Raw genomic sequence first — 10,645 nt, 5'->3', positions numbered from 1 at the left:
GTGCGGGGGTCAGGGCGCGGCGGGGGCGAAGACCAGGGTGGTGCCGCGGCGGGTGGCGAGGACGCCGGGGAGGTCGACGCCCTTCTGGCCGTGCCAGTCGGTGACCAGCGCGGCGACCGCCAGCGTCTGCGAGCGCGAGAGTGCGACTCCGAACTCGTTCGCCACGACCAGGCGGATGATCCGCTGCCGCAGCGCCGGCGGGTCCGCGGCGAGCCCCCGCGCGTCGACCGTGACGTGCCCCGCCTCGTCCTGGCCCACCAGCTCGAGCGCCCAGTCGAGGGCGAGCGCGTCGAGCGCGTCCCCGTCCTCCCGCAGCTGCTCGGCGGTGCGCGCCAGAGCCTGCGCCACTCCCGGCCCGAGCTCGTCCTCGAGCACCGGCAGCACGCGGTTCCGCACCCGGACCCGCGAGTAGCGGGGGTCGTCGTTGTGCGGGTCGTCCCACGGCACGAGCCCCTGGTCGGAGCAGGCGAGGCGGGTCGTCTCGCGGCGCAGGCCCAGGAGCGGCCGCCGCAGCGGTCCGCTGACCGGCGCCATCCCGTGCAGCGAGGCGGCACCGGCTCCGCGGGCCAGCCCCAGCAGCACCGTCTCGGCCTGGTCGTCGAGGGTGTGGCCCAGGAGGATCGCGGCGGCGCCCGTCGCGGTGAGCGCGTCGTCGAAGGCGCGGTAGCGCGCGCTGCGGGCGGCCGCCTCCGGACCGCCCTCGGCGGACACCGTCACCACCTCGTGCAGCACCGGCGCGAGCCCCAGCGCGTGCGCCTGCTCCCCCGCCCGCCGCGCGACCTCGGCCGACGCCTCCTGCAGCCCGTGGTCGACGATCACCGCGCCGGCCCGCCTCCCGCCCCGCGGGGCCTCGAAGGCGACCGCCGCCGCGAGCGCGAGCGAGTCCGCTCCCCCGCTCAGCGCGACCAGCACGAGCGCTCCGGGGTCGAGCTCGTCGAGGCTCTCGCGCACCGCCCGCCGCAGATCGGCGACGGCGGGGGTCAGGCGGGGGCGATCGGGCACATCAAGTAACGTAATGCCAGCGATCCGCCCCTCCCGCGCGCGCACCCGCGCGAGCGTTCCGGAGGCCGAATCCGTCCGCCGATGCGCCGCTCACGGCGCCACCGACTCAAGGAGAGAGCATGGCCGCATACGACGTCGTCGTCGAGATCCCCAAGGGGAGCCGCAACAAGTACGAGGTCGACCACGAGACCGGTCGCGTCTACCTCGACCGCGTGCTCTTCACCTCCTTCGTCTACCCGACGGACTACGGGTACTTCGAGAACACCCTCGGCCTCGACGGCGACCCCGTCGACGCTCTGGTGCTGCTCGAGTACCCCGTCTTCCCGGGCGTGGGCGTCTCCGTCCGCCCGGTCGGCGTGCTCAACATGAGCGACGAGGCCGGCTCCGACGCGAAGGTGGTCGTGGTCCCCGCGAAGGACCCGCGCTGGCAGCACATCCAGGACATCGGCGACGTCCCGGAGCAGACGAAGAACGAGATCAAGCACTTCTTCGAGCGCTACAAGGACCTCGAGCCCGGCAAGTGGGTCAAGGTCGACGCGTGGGGCGACGCCGCCGAGGCGGAGCAGATCGTCCAGGACGGCATCAAGAAGCTGGCCGAAGAGGGTCACTGACCTCCCGCACCAACGAAGGAACCCCCTCCCGTCGTCTCGACAGGAGGGGGTTCTCTCGTTGCGCGGTGCGGCCGCGGCTCAGGCGGCCGGGCGGCCGACCATGCCGGCGGGCGTGCCCCAGGTGTTCCAGATGCGCACGGGCTTGCCGTAGTCGGCGGCCTCGATGATCTGGTTGTTCCCGAGGTAGATGGCCACGTGGTAGTAGTCCCCGCCGCCGCCCCAGAAGATCAGGTCGCCGCGCTGGCGCTGGCTGTAGGGGACGAGCTTGCCGGCGCCGGCCATGGTGTTGTACTGGTTCGTCGCCGAGTGGGTGCCGATGTAGATGCCCGAGGAGGCGTACGACGCCTTGGTGAGGCCCGAGCAGTCCCACTGGTCCGGGCCCATGCCGCCGAGGACGTACTCCTCGCCGAGCTGCGCCATCGCGTACGAGATCGCGTTCTCGACGGCGCCACTGGTCGGCACCAGGACCGGAGCGGTGACCGGCTGCGGGAGCGGCTGAGCCGCCGGCTGGGCGACCGGCTGCGCAGCGGGCTGGGCCGGAGCCTGAGCCGGAGCGGGCTGCTGCTGCGCGGGCTGCGGAGCGGCGGGCTGCGGGAGGGACGCGGTCTGGCGCGAGGGGGCGGCGGCGGGAGCCGAGGACTGCTGCTGGGCGGAGCGGGCGGTGGACTGCGCCTGCGCGGCGGCCTCCGCCTCGGCCTGCGCCTGAGCGGCGGCCTCGTCGGCCTGGAGCTTCTGCTCCCCCGCGAGGTACTGGGTCTCGACCTCGACCGAGGAGTCCTTCAGCAGCGCGAGCTGGGCGACCAGCTCCTGCGACTTCTCCTCCTGCGCCGAGAGCGACGCGCGAGCGGACTCGGCGGCGGCGTCGGCGTCCTTGCGGGCGGCGTCGGCCTCGTCCGAGAGCGCCTGGTGCTCGGTGACGGCGCGGTCGGCCTGGTCGCCGAGCGACTCCGCGTTCTGCTTGTCGGCGAGGGCGTCGGCGTAGACCTTCTGCGACTGCTCCGAGAGCTGCGACATCGCGCCGAGCTGGTAGAGCAGGTCTCCTGCGTCCTCGCCCTTGGCCACGAGGCTGGCGGAGAGGTCGCCGCCGGCGGCGCGCGAGAGGTGCGCGGCGAGCAGGCCCGCGCGCATCTTCGAGGTCTGGGCCTTGGCGGAGGCGGTGGTCGCCTTCTCCTCGAGGTCGGCGACGGCCTCCGCAGCGGCGTCGAGCGCCTCCTTGGCCTGGCGCCAGGCCTCGGCCTTCTTCATCGCGGTGATCGACTTCTCGTCGACCGCGGTCTGCAGGCTCGTGATGAGGCCGGTGATCGAGTCGATCTCGGCCTGCTTGCTCGCCTCGTCCTTCTTGGCGTTCTGCACGTCGTCCCACGAGGGGTACTTCGCGTCGTCGGCGAGGGCCGGGGTGATGCCGAGGGACGCGGTGACCGCCGTGACCGCGAAGGCGGCGGAGATGACGAGCGGGAGGCGGCCCTTCCAGGCGCGCTCCCGGGGTGCCGGGGTGAAGGTGCGTGCGGTCGTCTGTGCGTCAGCCAAGGGTGACTCCTCGTTGGGCCATGAACGGTTGGGCGTCGACGGCGGAGCCGTTGACGCGGGTCTCGAAGTGCAGGTGGCAGCCGGTGGAGGCGCCCGTCGAGCCGACGGCGGCGATCTGCTCGCCGGCCTGGACCTGCTGGCCGACGCGGACGTAGATCCCGCCGGACATGATGTGGGCGTAGCCGGTGCTGATGCCGCTGCCGTGGTCGATCAGCACCCAGTTGCCGTAGGTGCCGTTGGGGCCCGCGTAGGAGACGGTCCCGCTGTGCGCCGCGAAGATCGGGATGCCGCAGCCGCCCGCGAGGTCGGTGCCGCGGTGGTACGAGCCGGAGGATCCTCCGCCGGTCGAGATGCTGTCGCGCGGGCCGAAGGTGCCGGTGACGCGGCCCCCGGCGGGGCGGACCCAGCCGGAGTCGCTGACGGCGCTGGAGCCGCCGCCGCCCGAGGGGGCGACGTATCCGCCGCCACCGCCGCCGCTGGACGCGGCTGCGGCCCGGGCGGCCTCGCGGCGCGCGGCCTCGGCCTGGGCGGCGGCCTGACGAGCGGCCTCCTCCTCCGCGAGCTTGCGGAGGCGCTCGGCCTCGCGGGCGGCGACGCCGGCCTCGTAGTCGGCCACGGTCTTCGACTCGGTGTCGCGGAGCGCGGCGAGCTGCTGCTCGAGCACGACGCTCTGCTCCTGCTGCTCGGCGAGCGCGGCCTCGGACGCCTCCTGGGCGGCGGTCGCCTCGGCGAGCTTCTGCTCCGCGGCGACGCGGAGGCGCTCGCGCTCGGTCTGCGCGACCTCGGCCTGGTCGGCGAGGGAGGACGCGGTGTTGCGGGCGGTGCTGGCCTGCTCGTAGATCGCGGAGGATCGCTCGACCAGCTTGGTCATGCTCCCGATCTTCGACAGCAGCTGGTCGGCCTGGCCGGTCTTCTGGTCGAGGAAGATGTTGACGGACAGGTCGGTGCCGGTGCTGCGGTAGAGCTGCGCGGCGAGCAGGCCCGCCTGCTGCGAGGCCTTGTCGGCCTCCTCGGCGCTGGCGGCAGCCCGGTCCTCGAGCTTCTTCGACTGGTCCGAGGCCTCGTCGAACGCCTGCTGAGCGGCGAAGTGCTCGTCGCCGCGCTGCTGCGCGAGCTGCTGGGCGGAGGCGACCTCGCTCTGGAGGTCGCCGATCAGGGACGTGATCCGGTCGACCTGAGCGGCGGCGGCGGCCGTGTCGCCCTTCGCAGCCTCGACGTCGGCCCAGGACGGGTACTCGACCGCCTGGGCGGGAGTGGCGACGAGCAGGCCGGCGACGAGCGCGACGACGGCGGAGGCCAGGGCAGCACCTCGGAGTCGCCCGAGTCGCGGCGCGCCGGGGAGGCGGGCGGGACGCGGACGGCGCAGGGAGTGGGGCATGGGACCTCGGGGATAGGGGGACCCTCCCTCCGCGGCGGTGCGGCTCCGGCGCGCGGGTGGGTGGGAAGAGCGATTCCGCCCCACCCTAACCGCGGCCCTGCCCGATCTCCTAGACCCGGGTCAACCCCGGACGGGGTGCACGCCGCCTGCGGAACCGTCGATTTTGCATCCTGCGCCGCGGCCCCCTATGCTTGCGTGTCGGTAGTCATGGGGGGTCGGCCGCAGGGTCGCCCCGCGAGTCTCCGGCCCCATCGTTTAGTGGCCTAGGACACCGCCCTTTCACGGCGGCAGCACGGGTTCGAATCCCGTTGGGGTCACGGATGGGTCGGTACTGCCAGCACCACCAGGAATACCAGCACCACCGGCAAGTGCACCGGCTCGAGAGGGCCGGGGCGTGAAAATAGAACAGCCTCGAAGGCAGTATGCTTGTCTTCGCAACGAGGCCCTGTAGCGCAGTTGGTTAGCGTGCCGCCCTGTCACGGCGGAGGTCGCGGGTTCAAGTCCCGTCAGGGTCGCAAAGAGGCCCTTCCGAGAGGAAGGGCCTTTTTCAGGAGATCACCTCTCCAGCGACGTCTCGTCGCAACGGCTCTGTAGCTCAGTTGGTAGAGCGCACGACTGAAAATCGTGAGGTCACGGGATCGACGCCCGTCGGAGCCACGGAAACCCTCGCCTAGCTTCTACATGGCGGGGGTTTCTTCGTACCCGGGGGTCCCCGCCGCCGTGCGCGCTGCGTTCCGCCGTGCACGCTGCGTCCCGCCGTTCCGGCCCGCGCCGAGCAGCGGGTGCGGCCCGGATCCCGTCCAGGCGGTCTGCGTAGGCTGGGCCGGCCATGGAACCCGACGCCTTCCCGCCGCCCGATCCCGCGACGCTCGCGCCCGACTCCGCTGCGGCGCCCCCATGGCCGGCCGAGCCCCTCCCCTCGGTGAACGCGCCCTACTCCTCCCTCCTCTACCTGCCCGATCCGCGGGTCCGCTGGGGCCTGCCGACCGCCGTCCTCACGATCGTCGGGATCGTCCTGCCGCTGGCCGTCCTCATCCTGCTGTTCGGCTTCGGAGTGCTCCCTTACTCCGCCGGCCTCGCCTTCGCGGGCGCGCTCGCGAGCTACCTCGTCGCGCTGATCGTGCCGTTCGCCGCGTCACGGCTGCGCGGGCTGGGCACGATGGCGGCCGACTTCGGGCTGCGGTTCCGCTGGATCGACGTGCCGATCGGTATCGGGCTGGGCCTCGCGGTGCGCTTCGTGATCCTGGTCGTGCTCGCGGCCTTCGCCCCCCTGCTGCAGGACGCGCAGGGGAACCTCGACATCGACCCGGACCCGCTGTGGTTCGTACTGAGCTCGGTCCTCATCCCGGTCGTGGTCGCGCCGGTGGTGGAGGAGGTCCTCTGCCGCGGGGTGGTGATGCGCGCGGTGCGGAACAGGATGCTGCGCGGGCGCTCGGAGTGGGCGCCGCCCACCCGGGGCCGGCGGATCTGGGCGATGGTGTTCAGCGTGCTGGCGTCGACCGCTGTGTTCGCTCTGCTGCACGGGCACCAGATGGTGAACCCGGCCACGATCGTGACGCTCGGCGTGACGACGGTCACCGCGGGACTCGCGCACGGCTGGATCGCGACGATCACCGGGCGGCTCGGAGCGGCGATCGTCTCGCACGCGACGCTGAACGGCTCCGCGGTGCTGCTGCTGGCGCTGCTGCCGCTGCTGACTCCGTAGGGGGGATCTCGAGACGCCCGCTGCGCGCGCTACTCGATCAGCAAGGCTCTCTGGTGGTCGCGCGGGCGGCGCCGGCCCTGGTGCGAGGACGCCGGCCGCGACGGGCCCTGGTGGTCGAGTAGCCGCGGAGCGGCGTATCGAGACCAGCGACACAACACGGATCTCGATACGTCCGCTGCGCGCGCTACTCGATCAGCAAGGCTCCCTGGTGGTCGAGTAGCCGCGAAGCGGCGTATCGAGACCCGGCGACGCCTCAGACGTCGTAAGTGCGCGCCCCCGGCAGTTCGCCGCGGACCTGGCGGTGGAGGCGCTCCATGTCGGCGTCGAGGGTGGCGGCGGTGCGGGCCGCGTCGGCGAGGCCGTCGAGGAGCTCCTGCGGGACCTGGCGGTCGTACTTGTAGTAGATCTTGTGCTCCAGGCTCGCCCAGAAGTCCATCGCGATGGTCCGGAACTGCACCTCCACGCAGACGTCGACCGATCCGCCGGAGAGGAACACCGGCACCTCGACGATCGCGTGCAGACTCTTGTAGCCGTTCTCCTTCGGCTCGGCGATGTAGTCCTTCACCTCGAGCACCGTCACGTCGGACTGCGAGGTGAGCAGGTCGAAGACGCGGTAGACGTCCGAGACGAAGCTGCAGGTGATCCGGACGCCGGCGATGTCGGTGATCGCGTCGGCGATGCCCTCGAAGGTCGTCTCGCAGCCCTTGCGCTCGATCTTCTCGATCAGGCTGTCGGCCGACTTGAGCCGGCTCGTGACGTGCTCGATCGGGTTGTACTCCTGCAGCTCGCGGAACTCCTCCTGCAGGATCGACACCTTCGTGACGATCTCGTCCATCCCGAACTTGTACTGGAGCATGAACCGCGCGAAATCGTCCCGCAGGGCGCGGATCTCGGCGACGGTGCTGGCGTCGAGCGCCTCGGCGACGGCGTCCGTCAGCGGAGGGACGGCGTGCGCGGGTTCGGGGATGCGGGATTCCACAGTCGGACACCCTACGCGCGGAGTCGTTCGAGTCCGGTGGGAGGCGCCCGGCCTAGCCTGGGAGCGTGAACTCCGAGCCCCGCCCGCTGCGCTTCTGCGCGTTCGTCATGAACACCGCCTCCCACATCCAGCACGGCCTCTGGCGCCACCCCGACGCCCGGCAGCACGAGTTCGACGACGTGCAGCTCTGGATCGACCTCGCCCGGACGCTGGAGCGCGGCCGCTTCGACGCGATGTTCTTCGCCGACGTAGCGGGGCTCTACGGGCCGGCCGACGGCGACTGGGACGTCAACGCCCGGGAGGGTCTGCAGCTGCCCAGCAACGACCCGGCCGTGCTGCTCTCGGCCCTGGCGGTGAGCACCGAGCACCTCGGCTTCGCGTTCACGAGCTCGGTGCTGCAGTCGCATCCGTTCGACTTCGCCCGCAAGGTCTCGACCCTCGACCACCTCTCGCAGGGGCGGATCGCCTGGAACATCGTCACCAGCGCTCTGGACGGCGCGGCCCGCAACTTCGGTTACGACCGGCTCGAGGAGCACGACGAGCGCTACGTCTGGGCGCAGGAGTACCTCGACGTGGTCTACAAGCTGTGGGAGGGCTCGTGGGACGACGGCGCGCTCCTGCGCGACAAGAGCGGCTCGTTCGCCGATCCGGCGCGCATCCACCGCATCGACCACGTCGGGAAGCGCTACCGCGTGCAGGGGCCGCACCTCTCGGCTCCGTCGCCGCAGCGCACCCCCGTGCTCTTCCAGGCCGGCTCCTCCCCCGCGGGCCGGCGCTTCGCCGCGCGGAACGCGGAGGCGCAGTTCGTGTTCTCGGGGTCGCCGGAGAAGACCCGCGAGCTGATCGAGGACACGCGGGCCCTCGCCGCGGCGGCCGGGCGCGGAGCGGGAGCGCCCTCCTTCTACCTGGGCCTCTCCTTCATCACCGGCGACACGGAGGAGGAGGCGCGCCGGGCCGAGCGCGAGATCGACGAGTACCTCTCCTCCGACGCGTTCCTCGTGCACTCGAACCTCGGCTTCGACCCGGCGACGGGCGAGAAGCTCGACCCCGACCTGCCGCTCTCGGCGATCGAGACCTACGCCGGCCAGAGCCACCTGCAGTGGATCCGCGACGCCTCCCCCGACCGCGAACCGACCGTCCGCGATCTGGCCCGGCTCTCGGCGAAGCTGCGCGGACGGGTCGTCGGCACTCCGGAGCAGATCGCCGACCACCTGGCGGGCTGGCGCGACGCGGGGATCGACGGGGTCAACGTCGTCAACTGGATCCTGCCCGGCAGCTACGAGGAGTTCGTCGACCGGGTGATGCCGGTGCTCCAGGAGCGGGGCCTCGCGCAGACCGAGTACGCCGAGGGGACGCTGCGCCGCAAGCTGTTCGGGACGGACGAGCTGCCGGCGACGCATCCGGCGCGGGCGTACCGCGGGGCGTTCGCGGGCTGAGCCCGGCGCGGGGGCGTCCGCGCGGGCTCGGGTCTTCGCCGGGGCGTCCGCGCGGTTCCCCGCGGGTGTCCGAGGGGGCCCGGGTCTCCACCGGGGCCTCCGCGCGGGCTCGGCTCTCCGCCGGGCGGGGGACGCGGGGTCGGACGCGGCTCCGTAGCGTCGAGGGATGATGCAGACCTGGGGAGTCCTGACCGCGCTGTACGGAGTCGTCGTGACGGCGTTCGCGGTGCTCGCGATCGTCCTGCTGGTGCTCCTGTGCCGCCTGGTGCTGACCGCGCGCGAGCACCTGCAGACGTCGACGCGGCTGCGCGAGCTGCAGATCGAGCGGATGCTGCTCGAGGACGAGTAGCGCCCGGCACGACGTCAGCCAGGAGTGGGGGGCCTCCTCGAGGAGGGGAGGCCGGTGGCTCTCAGCCGAGGTAGCGCGGAACGGTCAGGGCAGAGCGGGCCGCGCCTCGGCTCGGGGCGCCCGCGGGATGAGCAGGCCGAGGGCGACGGCGACCAGTGCCCCGATCGCTCCGATCACGAACGTGGTCTCGAAGCCCTGCGAGCTCGGCAGCTGCAGGTCGCCGACCGGCACGGTCAGCTGCGCGAGCACGCCGGCGGTCACCGCGGAGGAGAGCGTCGTGCCGAGGGTCCGCATCAGCGAGTTCAGACCGTTCGCCGCGGCGGTCTCGGAGGCGGGGACCGCGTGCATGATCAGCGTCGGCATCGCCGCGTAGGCGAGGCCCAGGCCGACGCCGATGAGCGCGTTGATCACCAGGATCTGCCACACCTCGCCGCCGAACGGGAGGATCAGGAGGTACGAGACCGCGATCAGCGCGGAGCCGGCGATCAGCACGAGCCGCGGCCCGGACTGCGCCGAGAGGCGGGCGGCGAGCGGCGATGTGGCCATCATCGCCAGGCCCGACGGCGCGAGGACGAGGCTCGCCACGATCAGGCTCAGGCCGAAGCCGACGCCCGACGCGGCGGGGAGCTCGAGGCGCTGCGGCAGAGTGATCTGGGCGCCGAAGAACGCGAACCCGACCGCCACGGAGGCGAGGTTGGTGAAGAGCACCGCGGGGCGGGCGGCCACCCGGAGGTCGACGAGCGGGCTCTCCTGCCGCAGCTCGTACCAGCCCCAGAGCAGCAGGACGGCGATGCCGCCGAGGCCGGAGCCGAGGATCGCGGGGCTGGTCCAGCCGGAGTCGTTGCCGCGCGAGACCGCGATCAGCACGCCGCTGAGGCCGATGGCGAGGCCGATCGTGCCGACCACGTCGAAGGTGCCGGGCGAGCGCAGCGTCGATACGGGGACGACCAGGAGGACGAGGACGATGTCGAGGACGCCGAGGCCCGCGGACATCCAGAACAGGACGTGCCAGTCGGTGTTCTGCGCGATGAGGGCGCTGAGCGGCAGGCCGAGCGCGCCGCCGATGCCGAGGGTCGCGCTGACCAGGGCGATCGCGCCGGGGAGCCGGTCGCGGTGGAGGGTGTCGCGGAGGATCGAGATGCCGAGCGGGATGACGCCCATCACGGCTCCCTGAAGGGCCCGGCCCACGACCAGGGTCCAGACGTCGCCCGCGAAGGCGCACACGATCGAGCCGATCACGAGCACGACCAGCGCGGCCACGGCCATCCGCCGCTTGCCGTAGAGGTCGCCGAGCCGGCCGGAGACCGGGGTGAGGATGCAGGCGCTCAGCAGCGTGGCGGTGATCACCCACGCGGTCTCGGTGCGGTCGGCGCCCAGCAGCGTCGGCAGCTCGGACTGGATCGGGACGACCAGGGTCTGCATGAAGGAGGCGCTCATCCCCGCGAAGGCGAGGACGGCGGTGATGAGGCGCGGGTCCGGCGAGCGGGTCAGGGAGCGTCTGTCGGAGTCGGGCACGGCGGTCCTTCGTGTCGGCGGCGGACGCGCACCCGGACCGCGGCGGCGGGCGGGCCGTCGTCGGCGGGATCGTATCGCTCGGCTCTGCTTTCCACCGGCTCGGGGCTCAACAGCAGGGGTCACCGCTTTGTTCCCTCCCGCTC

Annotated in this window: 9 protein-coding genes and 3 tRNA genes; 7 read left to right on the top strand and 5 right to left on the bottom strand. The window is 72.5% G+C overall.

All coding sequences use genetic code 11. The features are described from left to right. Nucleotides 1-9 precede the first annotated feature (9 nt). Nucleotides 10-1,002 carry a tRNA lysidine(34) synthetase TilS gene (tilS, locus tag C5D08_RS11805; protein WP_104277188.1) on the bottom strand — a complete coding sequence of 331 codons (993 nt, stop codon included), beginning with the start codon at nucleotides 1,000-1,002 and terminating at the stop codon, nucleotides 10-12. Between the two features lie 119 nt (nucleotides 1,003-1,121). Here tilS and ppa point away from each other — a divergent pair, with 119 nt between their 5' ends. Continuing rightward, nucleotides 1,122-1,613, top strand: coding sequence for an inorganic diphosphatase (ppa, locus tag C5D08_RS11800; RefSeq protein ID WP_104277187.1), 492 nt, complete (start codon nucleotides 1,122-1,124; stop codon nucleotides 1,611-1,613). A 78-nt stretch (nucleotides 1,614-1,691) separates the two neighbouring features. On the opposite strand, the gene C5D08_RS11795 is transcribed toward ppa, so the two are convergent. Next, on the bottom strand, nucleotides 1,692-3,140 hold the full coding sequence (locus C5D08_RS11795) for a C40 family peptidase (RefSeq protein WP_258067394.1): 1,449 nt from the start codon (nucleotides 3,138-3,140) through the stop codon (nucleotides 1,692-1,694). Then, a complete protein-coding gene (locus tag C5D08_RS11790) occupies nucleotides 3,133-4,518 on the bottom strand; it encodes a peptidoglycan DD-metalloendopeptidase family protein (RefSeq protein WP_104277186.1) in 1,386 nt (461 codons plus the stop codon). Before C5D08_RS11790 ends, C5D08_RS11795 begins: the two co-directional genes overlap by 8 nt. A gap of 244 nt (nucleotides 4,519-4,762) precedes the next feature. Between C5D08_RS11790 and C5D08_RS11785 the strand changes: the two genes are divergently transcribed. The 4 genes from C5D08_RS11785 to C5D08_RS11770 all read left to right on the top strand — a co-directional run bounded on the left by C5D08_RS11785 (nucleotide 4,763) and on the right by C5D08_RS11770 (nucleotide 6,223). Then, nucleotides 4,763-4,835, top strand: a tRNA-Glu gene (locus C5D08_RS11785). 124 nt (nucleotides 4,836-4,959) lie between these two features. Then, nucleotides 4,960-5,033, top strand: a tRNA-Asp gene (locus C5D08_RS11780). Between the two features lie 69 nt (nucleotides 5,034-5,102). Continuing rightward, a tRNA-Phe gene (locus C5D08_RS11775) sits at nucleotides 5,103-5,175 on the top strand. A gap of 172 nt (nucleotides 5,176-5,347) precedes the next feature. Continuing rightward, nucleotides 5,348-6,223 (top strand): type II CAAX prenyl endopeptidase Rce1 family protein, encoded by an 876-nt coding sequence (locus C5D08_RS11770; protein WP_104277185.1) that lies wholly within the window; start codon nucleotides 5,348-5,350, stop codon nucleotides 6,221-6,223. Between the two features lie 253 nt (nucleotides 6,224-6,476). Here C5D08_RS11770 and C5D08_RS11765 read toward each other — a convergent pair whose 3' ends face one another. Next, nucleotides 6,477-7,079, bottom strand: a complete 603-nt coding sequence (locus C5D08_RS11765; protein ID WP_104277193.1) for a GTP pyrophosphokinase family protein — start codon at nucleotides 7,077-7,079, stop codon at nucleotides 6,477-6,479. Between the two features lie 230 nt (nucleotides 7,080-7,309). Between C5D08_RS11765 and C5D08_RS11760 the strand changes: the two genes are divergently transcribed. Both C5D08_RS11760 and C5D08_RS11755 read left to right on the top strand, forming a co-directional pair. Next, nucleotides 7,310-8,638, top strand: a complete 1,329-nt coding sequence (locus C5D08_RS11760) for an NtaA/DmoA family FMN-dependent monooxygenase (protein WP_104277192.1) — start codon at nucleotides 7,310-7,312, stop codon at nucleotides 8,636-8,638. Between the two features lie 166 nt (nucleotides 8,639-8,804). After that, on the top strand, nucleotides 8,805-8,987 hold the full coding sequence (locus C5D08_RS11755; RefSeq protein ID WP_104277184.1) for a hypothetical protein: 183 nt from the start codon (nucleotides 8,805-8,807) through the stop codon (nucleotides 8,985-8,987). 84 nt (nucleotides 8,988-9,071) lie between these two features. Here C5D08_RS11755 and C5D08_RS11750 read toward each other — a convergent pair whose 3' ends face one another. Next, the gene (locus tag C5D08_RS11750; RefSeq protein WP_258067393.1) at nucleotides 9,072-10,502 is read right to left on the bottom strand and encodes an MFS transporter; all 1,431 of its coding nucleotides are present in this window, start codon (nucleotides 10,500-10,502) and stop codon (nucleotides 9,072-9,074) included. Nucleotides 10,503-10,645 lie beyond the last annotated feature (143 nt).

This window comes from Rathayibacter sp. AY1B6 (assembly GCF_002932755.1).
Lineage (GTDB): Bacteria > Actinomycetota > Actinomycetes > Actinomycetales > Microbacteriaceae > Rathayibacter.
The sequence above is the reverse complement of the archived record's forward strand: the minus strand, read 5'-3'. Positions and strand labels throughout refer to the sequence as shown.

Bases quoted from the DNA above. Each gene is read 5' to 3' on its own strand.
- C5D08_RS11755 (WP_104277184.1), top strand. From the start codon at position 8,805: ATGATGCAGACCTGGGGAGTCCTGACCGCGCTGTACGGAGTCGTCGTG.
- ppa (WP_104277187.1), top strand. From the start codon at position 1,122: ATGGCCGCATACGACGTCGTCGTCGAGATCCCCAAGGGGAGCCGCAAC.
- C5D08_RS11790 (WP_104277186.1), bottom strand. From the start codon at position 4,518: ATGCCCCACTCCCTGCGCCGTCCGCGTCCCGCCCGCCTCCCCGGCGCG.
- C5D08_RS11760 (WP_104277192.1), top strand. From the start codon at position 7,310: ATGAACACCGCCTCCCACATCCAGCACGGCCTCTGGCGCCACCCCGAC.
- C5D08_RS11770 (WP_104277185.1), top strand. From the start codon at position 5,348: ATGGAACCCGACGCCTTCCCGCCGCCCGATCCCGCGACGCTCGCGCCC.
- C5D08_RS11765 (WP_104277193.1), bottom strand. From the start codon at position 7,079: ATGCTCCAGTACAAGTTCGGGATGGACGAGATCGTCACGAAGGTGTCG.